This window comes from Xanthomonas sp. NCPPB 4037, from assembly GCF_041475695.2.
Taxonomy (GTDB): Bacteria; Pseudomonadota; Gammaproteobacteria; order Xanthomonadales; family Xanthomonadaceae; genus Xanthomonas; species Xanthomonas campestris.
Genome location: NZ_CM191261.1, coordinates 3,323,312 through 3,338,927, shown reverse-complemented (window position 1 = coordinate 3,338,927; position 15,616 = coordinate 3,323,312). Strand labels below are relative to the sequence as shown.

Here is a 15,616-nt window from a genome sequence, read left to right as displayed (position 1 = left end):
GCATGCTGCATTGCGCGTGACCGGCCACGCAGTTTATGTCAGTCACGTCGGGTTGCGTCGCCAATGCGAAGTTTGCAGGCGTTGAATCGCCTTGATGTGCGCTGCTTTGTGCGATTGCGATAAGTACAAGCAATGGCGATGCGCGGTTTTACTTCGCATTTCGAGCATGGTGTGCTGATGGGGCACGTGGCGGTGTGGGATTGGCGCGACGACGGCGCAACTCACCAGCAGGCAAAACACAGGCGTGCCCAACGCCTGTGTTTCGCAAGCCGCCTGCAAGGGCACCGCACCGACCCTCACGCAGAGCGCGCGACAGCCTTGAGCTGCCGCGCGTGAGACGCCCTCCTGGTGCCTACCAGCGATACGCCACCGACATCTGGTACTGGCGCCCGGCAATCGGGCGGCCCATGAACACGCCGCCGGTCGCAGCGCCCGGTACACGCACATTGCCTTCGGTCAAGCCCAGGGTGTCGGTCACATTGCTGCCGCTGGCCGTGACTTCCCAGTGGTCGCCCACGTGCAGGTTGGCGCCGATGTCCACCATGTCGTAGGACGGCAGGCGCTGGCTATTGGCCAGGTCTGCGAAGCGATCACCGATGTAGGAATAGGTGGCGAACACCTTGAGGTCGCCGAACGGCAGCATCCAGTAATAGCTGGGCGTCACGCGGAACTGGCGCTTGGGCTGACGCATCACCTGGTTGCCGGTAAATTCGCGGTAGTTGCGGTATTTCGCATCCAGCCACACGCCGGTGCCCGCCAGCTCGAAGCCGCCGAACGGGCGGATGGCGCCTTCCACTTCCAGGCCGCGTGCGCGCGAGTCGCCCACCGCGGTGAAATTCTCGCGATTGGCCAGAAACGCCTGGAACGGCGAATTCTTGAAGGTGTTGTAGAACGCGGTGAGATATAGGTCGTAATTGCTGGCGCCGGACTTCAGCCCGAGCTCGTACTGGTCCACGTCCTGCACGCGGGTCTGGCCATCGCGCAGATTGTCGAAGCCGGGAAACTTGACCCCGGAGTTGGCGCGCGCGAACAGGCTGTTGTTGTCGTTGAGTCTGAAGTTCAGGCCGGCCGTCCACGAGAAGGCTTCATCGTCCTGGTCGATGCGGCGGGTGCTGGCCAACGCCAGCGAGGTGGCGTTGTCGTACACAGTGGCCGGGTTGCCATCCAGGTCCACGGTGGCGGTGTCGTGCACGTCACCGGTGACGCTCTGGCGCTCGTAGCGTGCACCCAGGTCCAGGCGCAGGCGCTCGCTGAGTTCCCATTCGTCGGCAACAAAGGCGGCGATGTTCTCGCCGTCGTAGTTGGCGCGCAGATTGAGGAACGCGGTGCTGGTAAATCCTTGACGCGTGGCCTGGCGCCCGTCTGCCAGGTCCACATCGATGCGGCGCGCGTTGTTCTGCGCGGTGAGCAACATGGTGTTGCCCAGGTACCAGGTGTCTGCGGAGGAATACTTGGCGTAGTACGCGCCCACGGTGAGCGTGTTGCCGGCGAACAGCTCGCGGCTCAGGCGCAGATCGTTGGTGAAGGAGTTCAAACGTTTGTCCACCGACCACCAGCCGGCTTCCAGCACTTGCTGGTTGGGGTCGACCGCGCCGCCGCCGTTGGTGAATCTGCCACTGCCGGTGGTGCCGTAGCCGGCAATGAAGTCGCCCAGCCGCTGCGGCGCATCGCCGGTGAACAGGGCATAGGTGGGCGCGGTGCCCGCCATCACGTTGAAGCGATCAGCAACCGTCCAGCCGCCCACATCCCAGTTCAATTCGCCACCGAATACATCGATGTTGACGCCGCGCCCGTCGGCCAGATCGCGCTGGATGGTTTCGCCGTTCGGGCCGACCAGCAGATCCACATTGCGGAAGTCGCGGCCGAGCAGGGTGCCGTTCTGCGCGTTCAAACCGGGGAAGCTGGACAAGTCGTTACCGTTGTTGCGCGAGAGCAGCGGAATCGCGGTGTAGAAGGCGTTGTTATCATCGGTGTGGCGTGCATAGAACGACAACTCGCCGCTGTCCCAGCGCTTGCTCAAGGTGGCACTGAACTGGCCACCCTTGTCGGCGGAAAACTGCGGGTCGCGCACGCCATCGGTTTCACGGAAGAAACCGCCGATGCTGTAGTACCAGCCGTTGCCCATCGGCCCGCTGTTGAACACATCGATGCGACGCAGCGCATTGTTGCCGCCGGTCAGGCGCACGCTGCCTTCGGGTTCGTCCTGGCCTTTTTTCTGAATGAAATTGACGGTGAGGCCGGGCTGGCCGTTGGAGAAGATCGGGCTGGAGCCGCCGCGCAGCACCTCCATCCGCTCGACTGTGTCATCGACACGAAAGAGCGTGGAGTTTTCCAGGAACGATAAGGTCGGCGGCGGGAACAGGGGCGAGCCGTCCAGTTGCATGGTCACGAACGGTGCGTCGCCTTCGGAGGGCATGCCGCGCACGAAGATGTTCGCACCGGTGCCGCCACCGCTGGGCTCGGCCCACACGCCCGGCACGATCTTCAACAGATCCGCCGTGCTTTGCGGCACCGCTTGCTGGATCTGTTCGGGGCTGGCGGTGGTGATCGAAAAACTCGCATCGCGTTTGGCCAGGCCCTTGAAGCGGGCCGTGCCGCTGACAATCACCGCGTCCAGCGTGGTGGCGTCTTGCTTGCCTGCGTCCGGGGATGCGGTTTGCGCGTGTGCGAGCGGTGCAAGCAGCGCGCCGATTGCAAGCGACAGTGCGTAGCGGGGCATGGATGAGGTCATGGGTGCTCTCCTGGGTGGCAGCAAAGAGGCAGGCAATGCGGCGGGGGGCGGCATGCCGCCTGAAAGGTGACCAGCCGCACATGACGGGACTGGCGCCTGCAACATGCTAACGCATGCTGCGTTGCTGTTCTAACGGAGTCGCCGGCAAAAGCTGTTGTGCGCCGCGTCACGCGTGTCGATGCGCGCAAATACCGCCTGCAGCCACGCCGAAGATCAACGCAGCGTGTGCAATGCATTCACACGTGTTTTGCAAGTGCGTGCTTAGCGTGAGGCGTGCGGCATTGCTGTCGCACAGGCGCGCACTCGTGCGCAACCTGCCACCCCCGGCACCCCCGGCAGCTGACGTGCCAACACGGCGCTGTCTGCCGCAGACAAGGGCACCTGATGCAACACGGCAGTCACTGCACCGTGGTCTACGACGGCAAGATGCTGCACGGCCAGGCGGATATTCCGCTGATCGAGTTTCTGAGTGGACACGGCATCGACCTGTCCCACATCTGTTATCACCCCGCGTTGGGCGCACCGCAGACCTGCGATGTGTGTTGGGTCGAAGTGGGCGGCGAATTGGTGCGCGGCTGCACGCTGCGCAGCCACGATGGGCTGGAAGTGTCCAGCACGGTCGAGCGCGCGCATGCCGCGCGCCACGAAGGCATGGACCGCGTGCTGGCCAAGCACGAGCTCTACTGCACGCTATGCGAGCACAACACCGGCGATTGCACGCTGCACAACACGTTCGCCGACATGAAGATGCCGATCCAGCGTTACGCGTTCCAGCGCAAGCCGTACGAAAAGGATCACAGCAATCCGTTCTACACCTACGATCCGGACCAATGCATCCTGTGCGGCCGTTGCGTGGAAGCCTGCCAGAAGGTCGAGGTCAACGAGACCTTGTCCATCGATTTTTCGATGGAGCACCCGCGCGTGCTGTGGGACGGCGGCAAGCCCATCAACGAGTCCAGCTGCGTCAGTTGCGGCCACTGCGTGACGGTGTGCCCGTGCAATGCGTTGCTGGAAAAGACCATGCAGCCGGATGCCGGGCCGCTGACCGCATTGCCGCAAGAGTTGAAGCGGCCGATGATCGATATGGTCAAGACGCTGGAAAACACCATCGGCGCACCGCCGATCACCGGTGTGTCGGTGCTGGACATGCACTGGCGGCAGCCGGAGATCAAACGCACCAAGACCGTGTGCACCTATTGCGGGGTGGGGTGCTCGTTCGAGATGTGGACGCGCGACCGCCACCTGCTCAAGGTGCAACCGGTGGTGGATGCACCCGCCAACGGCATTTCCACCTGCGTCAAAGGCAAATTTGCGTGGGACTTCGTCAATGACCCCAAGCGGCTCACCACGCCGTTGATCCGCGAGCACGGCCGCTTCCGCGAGGCAAGTTGGGACGAGGCCTTGGCACTGGTGGCGCGCCGGTTGCTGGAGATCCGCGACCTCCATGGCGCGCAGAGCATCGGCTTCATCGGCTCCAGCAAGGCCAGCAACGAAGAGGCCTACCTCACCCAGAAGATCGCGCGCCTGATCATCGGCACCAACAGCGTCGACAACTCCTCGCGCTATTGCCAGAACCCGGCCACCGAGGGCCTGTTCCGCACCGTCGGCTACGGCGGCGACGCCGGCACCATCGCCGATCTGCAGCAGGCCGAACTGGTGGTGATCGTGGGCAGCAACCTGGCCGAGAACCATCCGGTGATCGCCTCCAAGCTCAAGGCGGCGCGCAAGCTGCACGGGCAGAAGCTCATCGTGGTAGACCCGCGCAAGCACGAGATGGCCGAGCGCGCGGACCTGTTCCTGCGCCCCGTGCCCAGTACCGATATCGTGTGGGCGTCGGCGCTGTCGCGCTACATGTTCGATAACGGCTATGCCGATACGCAGTTCCTTGCACAGCGCGTCAATCAGGTGGACGAATACCGCCAGTCGCTGGAGCCGTTCACGCTGGACTACGCGACGCAGATCACCGGCCTGAGCCGCGAACAGTTGGTGGAAGCGGGCGAGATGATTGGCCGCGCGCGCTCGGTCTGCATCGTCTGGGCCATGGGCATCACCCAGCACACGCACGGCGCCGATACCAGCACCGCGCTCTCCAACCTGTTGTTGGTCACCGGCAATTACGGCCGCCCCGGCACCGGCGGCTACCCGATGCGCGGCCACAACAATGTGCAAGGCGCCAGCGACTTCGGCTGCCTGAAGAACATGTACCCCGGCTACGAAAGCGTCTCTGATCCGGCCGTGCGCAACAAGTGGGCGCAGGCCTGGCATGTGCCGGCCGAGCAGTTGTCGCTGGAGGTGGGCTCGGACAACTTCATGATGGTGCAGCAGGCCGACAAGGGCGAGATCCGCGCCATGTACGTGATCGGCGAGGAAACCGCGTTTTCCGATGCCGACGCGCGCAACGTGCACCGCGGCTTCTCCAAGCTGGACTTCATGGTGGTGCAGGACCTGTTCTTCAGCCGCACTGCCGAATTTGCGGATGTGGTGTTGCCGGCGTGCCCCAGCGTCGAAAAGGACGGCACCTTCGTCAACACCGAACGCCGTATCCAGCGCTTCCATCAGGTATTTCCACCGCTCGGCCAGAGCCGGCCGGATTGGCAGATCCTCACTGAACTCGCCGCGCGCATGGGCCACGATTGGGGCTACACCCATCCCAGCCAGATCATGGACGAGGTGGCCCGCATCGCCACGCTGTTCAAGGGCGTGAACTACCAGCGGCTGGAAGGCTGGCGCTCTCTGCTCTGGCCGATGCAGGACGATGGCCGCGATACGCCGCTGCTCTACACCGAGCGCTTCCACACCGATGACGGCAAGGCACGCCTGCATCTGCTGCAATGGAAGCACCCGGGTGAGGAGGCCGATGCGCAGTTCGATCTGATGCTGGACAACGGCCGCATGCTCGAACAGTTCCAGGGCATGAATCAGACCGGCCGCGGGCCGCGGCTGTGGTCGCTGGCACCGAACTGGTTTGTCGAAGTCAGCCCGCAGCTGGCGGCCGAGCGCGGCTTGCAGGAAGGCGATTGGGTCAAGCTCAGTTCGCGGCGTGGCTCGCTGGAGGTACCGGTGGTGATCACCGATCGCGTTGCCGGCAACACGCTGTTCCTGCCCATCCACCAGGGCAAGCCCGGCATCAATCTGCTCACCGGCGAGCATCACGACCCCGACGTCAATACGCCGGCCTACAAAGAGTTGGCAGTGCGCATGGAGCCGCTGGGCCGCACCGGCAAGCCGCCGCTGCCTGCGCATAACTTCCGCCACGGGCAGCGCACGCCCAACGATGGCGTGCCGGTACAGCAGAAATGGGCACGCGAAGACTATGTCGCGCCGCCGGCCCGCGCACCGCACCCGGAGAGATTCTGATGGCCGAACCCCTGGACTACGACGTCAAGCCCACACCGATCGGGCCCACCGCGCGCGAAGAACTCGACCGCCTGCTCGAGACCCTGCACCAGCGGGGCATCCTGCGCCTGGCCAACGACCTGGTCGGCGCGCAGGACAAGCTGGCCAAGGTGCTGGTTGATGGCATCAACCAGCCAGGGCCACTCAATGCCCTGCAGAACGTGTCGATCCTGGCGATGGCGGTGTCGCGCATTCCGCCCAGCCAGTTCTACAAGGTGGTGTTTGCCGGCAAGGACGCGCTGGACCAGATCGCGCGCAGCCGTGCGCAGACTGCAGCCCAGGGCGAGGCGCCCGGCCTGCGCGGTGCATATCGGCTGCTGCAGGACGAGGCGGTGTGGAATGCGATCACGCCAGTGCTCGATGGCCTGAAAGCCTTCGCCGCCGGCCTGGACAAGCAGGTCGACAAGCCGATCTCCGCCTTCAGCGGCAAGCCCAGCGAGAGCTGAGTAAAGGCGCGCCATGCAGGCTTCCGAACACGCCTTGCTACTGGTGCGCGGCCAGTTCGCCTTCACCATCGGCATGCATATCGTGCTGGCCGCCTTCACCATGGGGTTGGCGAACTTCCTAATGGTGCTGGAAGCGCTGTGGCTGCGCACGCGGCGGCGCGTATACATGGACGTGTACAACTACTGGTTGAAGCTCTTTGCACTCACCACTGCCGCCGGCGTGGTGACCGGTATCCCGATGGAGTTCGTGTTCGGCCTGCACTGGGGGCGCCTGTCCGGCGCGGCCGGTGCAGTGATCGGCCCGTTGATGTTCTTCGAAGTGCTGGTGGCGTTTTTCCTGGAGGCCGGGTTCCTGGGCATCATGTTGTTCGGCATGAAAAAAGTCGGCCGCCGTGTGCATTTCTTTGCCACCTGCATGGTGGCACTGGGCTCGTTGGTGAGCGCGTTCTGGATCCTGTCCGCCAACTCGTGGTTGCACACGCCGGCCGGATTCGCACGCGCTGCCGACGGCAACTTCGTGCCGGTGGACTGGCTGCGCATTATCTTCAACCCATCATTTCCCTGGCGCATGCTGCATATGAGCCTGGCTGCGTTCCTGGCCACTGCAGCGATCATCGCGGCGGTGGGCGCATGGCATGTGTTGCGCGATACCCACAATCCGGGCGCGCGGCTGATGTTTTCGATGGGCCTGTGGGTGATCGCAATTGTCGCGCCCCTGCAGTTGCTGGCCGGCGACCTGCATGGGCGCAATACGCTGGAACACCAGCCGCAAAAACTCGCCGCGATCGAAGGCAGTTGGCAGCGGCCGCCGGCAGGCGAGGGCGAACCGCTGCGGCTGTTCGCCATTCCCGATCTGCAGGCGCAGCGCAATCGTCATGAGCTGGCCATCCCGCACCTGGGCTCGCTGTACTTGCGCCACAATTGGACCGGCACCATTGCCGGTCTGCGCGAATTTCCCCGCAGCGATCTGCCACCGGTGCCCATCGTGTTCTTCGCCTTCCGCGGCATGGTCGGGCTGGGCCTGTTGCTGATTGCGGTGGGCATGCTCAGCCTGGTGCTGCGCGCGCGCGGGCGCCTTTACGAAGCGCGCTGGTTGCAACGGGTGGTGGTGGTCATGGCGCCATCGGGCATGCTGGCCATGCTGTGCGGCTGGGTGGTGACCGAGGTCGGCCGGCAACCTTTCACCGTGTATGGGCTACTGCGCACCGCGCACAGCACCTCGCCACTGTCGCTGCCGATGGTTGCCAGCTCCAGCGTGGCGATCCTGTTGCTGTACCCGCTGGTCTTCGGGCTCGGCCTGTTCCTGTTGCTGCGCGTGCTGCGTCGGCCGCCGCACGCGCGCGAACGCGGGCCATCGCCGGGCCTGGCCGATCAGACCGGCAACTGATGCATTTCGTGGAGCGTGTTTGTGCATCTCTCCGTTGAACTCATGCAACACCTGTCGGCCGCCGCGCTGGCCTTCACCGTGGTCACCTACGTGGTGCTGGATGGCACCGACCTGGGCGTGGGCATGCTGTTCGCGGCCAATCGCAGCGATGCGGATCGGCACCTGATGGCCTATTCGATCCTGCCGGTGTGGGACGGCAACGAAACCTGGCTGGTGCTGGGCGGCGGCAGCCTATTGGCGATGTTTCCCAGCGCATACGCCATTTTTCTCAATGCGACCTATGTGCCGCTGGTTGTCATGCTGCTGGCGCTGATCTGTCGCGGCGTCGCACTCGAATACCGCGACCAGTTCGGCACTGATCGCCGTCGCCGCGTGCTGGATGTGGTGTTCATGGTGGCATCGCTGCTGGCCACCTTTTGCCAGGGCGTGGTGGCGGGCACGTATCTGGCCGGCGTCGCGCACCGTGCCGGGCAATACGCCGGCAACGGCCGGGAATGGCTGCAGCCGTTCCCGCTGTTCTGCGGCGCGGCGTTGGTGGTGGGCTACCTGCTGCTGGGGGCGTGCTGGTTGGTGTGGCGTAGCGGGGGGCAGCTGCAACAGCGTGCACGGCACCAGGCGCGTGTGCTCGGCATCGTATTGGTCGCGCTGCTCACGCTGGGCGTGGTCTGGCTTGCACGGCTGACGCCGACCTACGCGCAGCGGCTGGGCGATGCGCACATCAGCGTGCCGCTCGGGACATCGGTGCTCGGCCTGATGGCGGCGATGTATCTGCTGATGCGCAGCCGCCATGCATTCCTGCCGTTGTTTGCTGTGCTGGGCGTGGTCGTGGCCACATACGCCGGTGTGCTGGCCATCGTGTATCCGATGGTGCTGCCGCCAGACATCACCCTTGCACAGGCGGCATCGCCCCCGGCAAGCCAGGGCGTGATGCTATTGGCGTTCGCGGTGCTGGTGCCGTGCACGCTGGCCTACAGCAGTTATGGCTTCTACGTGTTCCGCGGGAAGGTCAAGCCACGCGGGCATGCGGCGGAATAACGCGTGCCTGGGCAATCAGCGAAGTAAGCCATCGCTTCGATGGGCGTCGCATCCGGCGTCTTGCCCAGACGGCGCCAGCCGCCGCTTTGCCACTGCCACCGTCCGCCTTACGCAACCGCAACGCGGCGCATGGGCACTGCTTCACGAATCGGCAGGTTCACCAACGCCGCTGCAACGGCCAACACGATGTCGCCGTACCACATCCACAGGTAGTTGCCGGAGTGTTCCAGCGCCAGGCCGCCCAGCCACGCGCCAAAGAAGCCGCCGAGCTGGTGCGACAACAGCATCAGTCCGAACAAGGTGCCCAGATAGCGCGGGCCAAACAGCTTGCCGATCAAGCCGGCCGTGGGCGGCACCGTGGCCAGCCAGGTGAATCCCAATCCCGCGGCGAACAGGTAGAACGTCAGCGGTGTAGGCGGCGCAATCAGGTACAGGCCGATCATCACCGCGCGGCTGGCATACATCGCGGTGAGCAACCACTTCATGCGGACGCGCTCGCCCAGCTTGCCGATCGTGAGGCTGCCGGCCACGTTGAACAGGCCGATCAACGCGATCGACACCGCCGACACGCTGGCCGGCAAACCACACAGCGCCACCTCGCCAGGAAGGTGCGTGACCAGGAAAGCGATGTGCACGCCACAGGTGAAAAAGCCCAGATGCAGGCACCAATAGCTGCGATCGCGCAGCGCCAGCTGCAACTGCGCACGCAAGCTGATCTCCCCGGCAACCGAGGCCGTGTGCGCACCGGTTGCAGATGGCACGCGCCGCAGCGGCCAGGCCAGCGGCAGGGTCAGCAGCGACACCAGTGCCAGCCCGGTCATCGCCTTGGCCCAGCCGGCCGCGCCGATCGTGAGCTGGACCAGCGGCGCAAACACGAACTGGCCAAGCGAGCCGCCTGCGTTGATCAGCCCGGCCGCGAACGAGCGCCGCTCCGGCGCGATGCGGTGCGCAGTGGCGCCGATCAGCACCGAAAAACTGCCCGCGCCGGCACCGGCTGCCGCCAGCACGCCGAGCGACACGATCAAACCCCATTCGCTGGTCCACCACGGCGCCAGGCCCAATCCCGCTGCCAACAGCAAGCCGCCGAACATCAGCACCGGGAGCGGCCCGCGCTGATCGGCGATCGCGCCGAACACAGGTTGCACCGCGCCCCAGACCAGTTGCCCAATCGCCAGCGCAAAACTGATCGATGCGATCCCGATGCCGGTCTGACGATGGATCGGCTCCACGAACAATCCGGTGGTCTGGCGCGCGCCCATGGTCAGCATCAGCATCGCCGAGGCGGTGACCAGCAAACCCCAGTGCGCACGCGTGCGTGGTGCCGCAGACGTGCTCATGCGTGTGTCTCCAGCACGGCATCCAGACGTGTCAGCGTTGCATGCAACTGCGCGGTGGGGGCTGCGCCGAACAGCGTCTCCAGCTGCACCTGCGCCGCGTGCCAATGCGGGCGTGCGCGCACCAGCAGTCCACGGCCGCTGCGGCTCAGGCGTAGCCATTTTTGCCGGGCATCCTCGCCGCGCTGGCTCGTAATCCAGCCGGCTGCCAGCAGCGGTTTGAGATTGCGCGTGAGGGTGGTGCGGTCCATGCCCAGCGTGCTGGCCAACGTACCCAGCGACTGGGCCACCTCCAGCCGGCGCAGGATCGAGTACTCATTGAGGCTTAGCCCGACCGGCGCCAGCGCGTGGTCATACAACTGCGAGACCCGGCGCGCTGCGCGGCGCAGATGGAAGCAGGTGCAGTGGGAGAGGCTGAGCATGCGGTGTCTCCACGAGGTTGCCGCATTCTGGGTGCATATGCACCTAGTCGCAACTGGCATGCTTGAGCGTGATCGGTTGCGCGCTCCCTGGCTCCGGCGCTGATGAACCGCCGCCTGCGTCATGTGATGATCAATCGCAGCATCGGCCCAGGAATGCCACGCTGCTGCAGAGTACTGTTCTGCAAGCTGTCGGCGGAGCGTTGCATCGGTCTTTGCGCCCCGAGTCTGGCAAGCGACGTAGTGCGCTCGGCCGGTGCGCCACCGCTACCAATTGGAATGGCGCAACGCGAGTGCACTCTCTAAAAAAGAAGAGGCCGCCCGAAGGCGGCCTCGCTTGTGACGGCGGGAGAGAGAGCGCCGTCAGAAGAACAGGCGCACGCCGAAGGAGGCGTTGCGGCCGGGCAACATCACGTCGTCCTTGAGGAAGGAGGTGTGCACGCGCGCATCCTGGTTGGTGAGGTTGTTGCCATCCAGAAACACTTCCCACGCGTTGGCGCCGCGATCCACGTGGTAAGCCAGATGCGCGTCCACCATGGTGTAGCCGTCGGTAGCGGTTTCGTTCACCGCCACCTTGTCCTGCTTCATGGTGCGGATCGCGCCCAGCGACGCGCGCCATGCATCGGCGTTCCAGCGCATTTCCGCGCCCACGCGGCCCGGTGCGATGCGCGGCAGGTTGCCGCCATCCTTCAGCCGCGCCTGCACGGTGTCGCCGAACACGCGCAGGTCCCATGCGCCGGTGTCGTTGTTGGCCAGGTGGAAGGTGGCTTCGCCTTCAAAGCCGTGGAAGATGGCGTCGGCCTGCGTCCACTGGCGGATCGGCAGGAAGTCGTTGTCTTCTTCGTTGAACCACTGGCCGCCGGTATCGACGATATAGACGAAGTCGTTGTAGCGGTTGTAGTACGCCGCGATCTTGGCATCCACCCAGTCGTTCTGGAAATTCAGGCCCAGCTCGGCCTGGTTGGCCTTTTCGGTCTTGAGATCGGCGTCGCCGATTTCAAAGGCCAGCGTGGCGATATGCGGCCCGTTGGCGAACAGTTCTTCCTCGGCCGGCGCGCGTTCGGCGTGGTCGAGGTTGGCGGTGAGGCGCCACTGCTCGTTGAAGCGGAAGCCGGCGCTGGCCGAGAAACTGGTCGGGGTGAAGTCGCGGTCCACGCCGATGTCGGTGGTGTACTTCACCTTGTCCACGCGCGCGCCCACCTCGGCGGTCACGCGGTCCCAGCTGTTGCGGGCGACGCCGAACAGGCCGAGCGAACGGGTATCGGTCTTGGGCACGAAGGATTCTTCGCCCACCGCCTGGAAGGTGGTGTCGCTGCCCTGCAGGCCGAACGCAGTCTGCCAGCCGCCGCCGAAAGTGAAGGACGCTTCCACGCGGCCTTCGTTGGCGCGCTTGGTGAACACGGTGCCGACTTCGGCGCCTTCGAATTCGGTGTGCGCGTAGTCGGTATGGCCGAAGCTGTAACGCAGCACGCTGCCATCGCCCCACGGATCGGTCAGCCCGCCCTTGAGGTCGTAGCGGTCCTGCTGCAGTTTCAGCGAAACGCCGCGCTCGCCGATCGACAGATCGCCCGGCTCGCCCGGATTGCCGTAGTTGTCGCGGAAGCGCGAGGCAGACAGGCCGACAAAGCCCCAGTCGCCCGCCAGCGACGCACCGATCGAGCCCACCTTGGAATCCAGGAACGAGTTGGCCTGGCGCCCCTGCGGGGTGTCGTAGTCGTTCTGGTTGCGGTACACGCCGTCGGCGTGGATCGACAGCCCGCTGCCGTTGCCGGCATCGACGCGGAACATGTCGGTGTTGCCGTCCTTGTCGCCGCCGTCGAAGCGCACTTCGGCGCGCCCGCTGAAGCCGTCCACCGGCGTCTCGGCAATGCGGCCGTCGACCACGTTGACCACGCCGCCGATCGCACCGGAGCCGTACAGCAGGGTGGAGGGCCCCTTGAGCACTTCGATCTGGTTGGCCAGGAACGGCTCGATCGCCGGCGAGTGGTCCTGGCTGACGGTGGAGACGTCCTGCGTGGAGAGGCCATCGCGCAGCACCGCCACGCGCGGGCCGTCCAGGCCGCGGATGATCGGCCGGCCCACGCCGGGGCCGAAGTTAGAGCTCTGCACGCCGGGCAGGCTGGCCACCGTCTCGCCCAGGCTGGAGGCGCGCACTTCGTCCAGACGCTCGCCGGCCAGCACTTCGACTGGGCGGCTCAGCTCGCCGGCGGCATCGCGCAGCGGGCTGGCGGTGACCACCACCTTGTCCAGGTCCTTGATATGGCGGCCGCTGGACGGCGTCGCGTCATGCCGGGTATCGGAACTGGGCGGGGTCTGCGGGTCGGCAGGCACCGGGGTGTCGTCGGCCATGGCCAGGGCGGGCATCAGCACACTGGCCAGGGCCAGCGTGAGGGTGGAGCGGCGGAGCGGGGAAGAAAGGCTGGGGGACATGGCTGACCGGACTCTATGGTTGTTACTTTGTATCAATGGAATGGCGCAGCTTGCCTGCTGCGCCGACGGCACACACCGCACCTGCGTGATGGACTGGTGCGGGGCTGGAACGAGGAAGATGTTATATTATTCCACGTCGCCGCGAGCCCCTGCTGAAAGTCATGCCCCTGCCAACGCTTCGCCATCTGCTCGATCGCTTCGGTGCCACCGGCTCATTGCTGTGTGCGGTGCACTGCGCAGTGCTGCCGCTGGTGCTGGCCCTGGCGCCGTCGCTGGGTCTGTCGTTCTGGCTCGGCGACGGGGTGGAGCTGGCCATCGTGGTGTTCGTGACCCTGCTCGGGCTGTTCAGCCTGGTGCTGGGATATCGCCGCCACAAGGCGCTGCACGCCCTGGCGCTGCTGCTGCCGGGCCTGGGATTGTTGTGGCTGGGCCTGCTGTACGACCCGTTGCACCACTCGGTAGTGCCGCACGCGGTAGTGATGACCCTGGGCGGCGCACTGGTGGGAATTGCGCACCTGGTCAACCTGCGTCTGAACCACGGTCATGGCCACGTCCACGACGCAAGCTGCGCGCACTGAGAGCGACGTGATAGGCTTGCCGGCCTTGCGCGAGGGCGCCGCCGGCGTAAACCTCGCCAGACCCCGTGCCAGCGCGGGGATTTGTATTCACATCAGGAGTCGACGAAATGGGTAAGGGTGACCGCAAGACCGCCAAGGGCAAGCGCTACAATTCCAGCTACGGCAATTCGCGTTCGCACGCGGTGAGCAAGGTTGTCGTGGGTGCAGCTGCCCCGGTTGCCAAGAAGGGCGTAGTCAAGGCGCCGGCCAAGAAGGCCGTGGCCAAGAAGAGCGTTGCCAAGGCCGGCTGATCCCAGCCCGCTTCGCAACCAGAAACGCGGCGCTTGCGCCGCGTTTTTTTTATGCCTGTTGTTTGGGTGCGCGCAGCAGCAGAGCGTCTGCCGCCGATGGGCAACTGTCGTCTTCTGCGGCAGTGCCCGTGGGTCGAATGCGCCGCAGCCTGCCAGGCTGCTTCGCACCGGCGCCGATCAGTGCGCGCTCGGCGGCGATGTTGGGGGTGTAGCCGTGGTCGGCGGCGCAGGCGTGCCTGCGGCCGGCACCAGCAACTGTTCGGCCAGGCCGCGATAGATCGGCGTCTTGCAGACCAGCCCGGAGACCGCGCGTGCTAGCAGCACCGTGGCCAGGATCGGCAGCAGCATCTGGCTGGTGTCGGTGAGTTCCAGCGAGATCACCGCCGAGGTCAGCGGGGCCTGGGTCACGCCGGTGAGATAGGCGCACATGCCCAGCAGCACGAAGGTGCGCGGGTCCACGCTGGGCATCAACACCGACAGGTTGTGCCCCAGCCCGGCGCCTACCGCCAACGCGGGCGAAAACAGTCCGCCCGGGATGCCGGCCACGTACGACACCAGATTGGCTACCAGCTTCATCAGCCCGAACTCATGGCCGACCACCGCGTGCCCTTGCACCAGGCTGCGCGCCTGCTCGTAGCCGGTGCCGAACGCACCTTGGCCGAACACCAGCGCCAGACCCACCAGCGCGACCCCGCACAGCGCGGCCAGCAGCACCGGGTGCCGTTGCCGCAATGCCGCCAGCCAGCGCGGCCGGCCGGACACACTGGCCAGCACCATGCGTGCGAACAGGCCACCGAGCAGCCCGGCCACGCTGCCGCACAACAGGATCGCCAGCCACGCCTTGCCCAGCGGCAAGGCCACGGCCACCTTGCCGAAATAGGTGTAGTTGCCGAGCAGGCCCAGCGACACCACGCCGCCCACGATCACCGCAGTGAGCAAGGTGCCGGAGAAACGGTGCTCGAAGCGCCCGCTCAATTCCTCGATCGCAAACACCACCCCGGCCAGCGGCGTGTTGAACGCAGCAGCGATGCCGGCGGCGCCGCCGGCCAGCAGGAAGTGCGACAGCTCACGTGGCTCGCGGAAGCCGAACCAGCGCCCGAACACATGCATCAGGCTGGCGCCCACATGCACCGTGGGGCCTTCGCGGCCCACCGACGCACCACCCAGCAGCGACAAGGTGGTGAGTGCCAGTTTGCCCATCGACACGCGCAGCGAGAGATTGGTTTCGCGAAAGGCCGGGTCCGGGTGTTCCAGCGCCGCAATCACCTGCGGGATGCCGCTGCCACGGGTGGGCCGCAACGCGCCGGAGGTGAGCCAGGCCAGCAGCGCGAAGATGCCCGGGGTGAGCAGCAGCGCCCACCAGATGGAGTGGGCAGTGATGCGCTGGAACAGGTGGAAGGCCGCGTCGCTGGCCTTGGCGAACACGATGGCCACCAGCGCGACCGCAATGGCGCCGCCCCACAGAGCGACACGACGACGCCAGCCTTCGCTGGACAACAGCGGCCGCAGCCGCCGGGGGGAAGGATCGGGAGCAGACATCGCCCTATTGTCGCACCGCAGCGGCGCGCGC

11 protein-coding genes are annotated in these 15,616 nt (G+C 65.6%); 6 read left to right on the top strand and 5 right to left on the bottom strand.

Annotated elements, in window-relative coordinates:
- Positions 1-352: 352 nt before the first annotated feature.
- The gene (locus ACCQ01_RS14910; protein ID WP_228431718.1) at positions 353-2,731 is read right to left on the bottom strand and encodes a TonB-dependent receptor; all 2,379 of its coding nucleotides are present in this window, start codon (positions 2,729-2,731) and stop codon (positions 353-355) included.
- A 384-nt stretch (positions 2,732-3,115) separates the two neighbouring features.
- Between ACCQ01_RS14910 and fdhF the strand changes: the two genes are divergently transcribed.
- The 4 genes from fdhF to cydB are packed head-to-tail and all read left to right on the top strand — an operon-like array spanning position 3,116 to position 8,995.
- The gene (gene fdhF, locus ACCQ01_RS14905) at positions 3,116-6,088 is read left to right on the top strand and encodes a formate dehydrogenase subunit alpha (protein ID WP_228431719.1); all 2,973 of its coding nucleotides are present in this window, start codon (positions 3,116-3,118) and stop codon (positions 6,086-6,088) included.
- Positions 6,088-6,573, top strand: coding sequence for a helical membrane plugin domain-containing protein (locus ACCQ01_RS14900; RefSeq protein ID WP_014508348.1), 486 nt, complete (start codon positions 6,088-6,090; stop codon positions 6,571-6,573). The genes fdhF and ACCQ01_RS14900 overlap by 1 nt, the downstream gene beginning before the upstream one ends.
- A 13-nt stretch (positions 6,574-6,586) precedes the next feature.
- Entirely contained in the window at positions 6,587-7,960 is a 1,374-nt protein-coding gene (locus ACCQ01_RS14895; RefSeq protein ID WP_228431720.1) for a cytochrome ubiquinol oxidase subunit I, read from the top strand.
- Between the two features lie 42 nt (positions 7,961-8,002).
- Positions 8,003-8,995, top strand: coding sequence for a cytochrome d ubiquinol oxidase subunit II (cydB, locus tag ACCQ01_RS14890; protein WP_267132015.1), 993 nt, complete (start codon positions 8,003-8,005; stop codon positions 8,993-8,995).
- 107 nt (positions 8,996-9,102) lie between these two features.
- On the opposite strand, the gene ACCQ01_RS14885 is transcribed toward cydB, so the two are convergent.
- The 3 genes from ACCQ01_RS14885 to ACCQ01_RS14875 form a co-directional block, all read right to left on the bottom strand.
- On the bottom strand, positions 9,103-10,332 hold the full coding sequence (locus ACCQ01_RS14885) for an MFS transporter (RefSeq protein WP_228431722.1): 1,230 nt from the start codon (positions 10,330-10,332) through the stop codon (positions 9,103-9,105).
- Entirely contained in the window at positions 10,329-10,751 is a 423-nt protein-coding gene (locus ACCQ01_RS14880; protein WP_228431723.1) for a MarR family winged helix-turn-helix transcriptional regulator, read from the bottom strand. The genes ACCQ01_RS14885 and ACCQ01_RS14880 overlap by 4 nt, the downstream gene beginning before the upstream one ends.
- A 360-nt stretch (positions 10,752-11,111) precedes the next feature.
- A complete protein-coding gene (locus ACCQ01_RS14875) occupies positions 11,112-13,178 on the bottom strand; it encodes a TonB-dependent receptor (protein WP_228431724.1) in 2,067 nt (688 codons plus the stop codon).
- A gap of 161 nt (positions 13,179-13,339) precedes the next feature.
- On the opposite strand from ACCQ01_RS14875, the gene ACCQ01_RS14870 reads away from it, so the two are divergent.
- Positions 13,340-13,756, top strand: a complete 417-nt coding sequence (locus ACCQ01_RS14870; RefSeq protein ID WP_011037787.1) for a MerC domain-containing protein — start codon at positions 13,340-13,342, stop codon at positions 13,754-13,756.
- Between the two features lie 107 nt (positions 13,757-13,863).
- Positions 13,864-14,046, top strand: coding sequence for a 30S ribosomal protein THX (locus ACCQ01_RS14865; protein ID WP_011037786.1), 183 nt, complete (start codon positions 13,864-13,866; stop codon positions 14,044-14,046).
- Positions 14,047-14,223: 177 nt separating this feature from the next.
- Here the strand turns inward: ACCQ01_RS14865 and ACCQ01_RS14860 are convergent, their stop codons facing one another.
- Positions 14,224-15,585 (bottom strand): chloride channel protein, encoded by a 1,362-nt coding sequence (locus tag ACCQ01_RS14860; RefSeq protein ID WP_076036696.1) that lies wholly within the window; start codon positions 15,583-15,585, stop codon positions 14,224-14,226.
- Positions 15,586-15,616 lie beyond the last annotated feature (31 nt).

Excerpts from the sequence above, each read along its gene's own strand:
- ACCQ01_RS14910 (WP_228431718.1), bottom strand. The coding sequence starts at position 2,731 with ATGACCTCATCCATGCCCCGCTACGCACTGTCGCTTGCAATCGGCGCG.
- fdhF (WP_228431719.1), top strand. The coding sequence starts at position 3,116 with ATGCAACACGGCAGTCACTGCACCGTGGTCTACGACGGCAAGATGCTG.
- ACCQ01_RS14900 (WP_014508348.1), top strand. The coding sequence starts at position 6,088 with ATGGCCGAACCCCTGGACTACGACGTCAAGCCCACACCGATCGGGCCC.
- ACCQ01_RS14895 (WP_228431720.1), top strand. The coding sequence starts at position 6,587 with ATGCAGGCTTCCGAACACGCCTTGCTACTGGTGCGCGGCCAGTTCGCC.
- cydB (WP_267132015.1), top strand. The coding sequence starts at position 8,003 with ATGCAACACCTGTCGGCCGCCGCGCTGGCCTTCACCGTGGTCACCTAC.
- ACCQ01_RS14885 (WP_228431722.1), bottom strand. The coding sequence starts at position 10,332 with ATGAGCACGTCTGCGGCACCACGCACGCGTGCGCACTGGGGTTTGCTG.
- ACCQ01_RS14880 (WP_228431723.1), bottom strand. The coding sequence starts at position 10,751 with ATGCTCAGCCTCTCCCACTGCACCTGCTTCCATCTGCGCCGCGCAGCG.
- ACCQ01_RS14875 (WP_228431724.1), bottom strand. The coding sequence starts at position 13,178 with ATGTCCCCCAGCCTTTCTTCCCCGCTCCGCCGCTCCACCCTCACGCTG.
- ACCQ01_RS14870 (WP_011037787.1), top strand. The coding sequence starts at position 13,340 with ATGCCCCTGCCAACGCTTCGCCATCTGCTCGATCGCTTCGGTGCCACC.
- ACCQ01_RS14865 (WP_011037786.1), top strand. The coding sequence starts at position 13,864 with ATGGGTAAGGGTGACCGCAAGACCGCCAAGGGCAAGCGCTACAATTCC.
- ACCQ01_RS14860 (WP_076036696.1), bottom strand. The coding sequence starts at position 15,585 with ATGTCTGCTCCCGATCCTTCCCCCCGGCGGCTGCGGCCGCTGTTGTCC.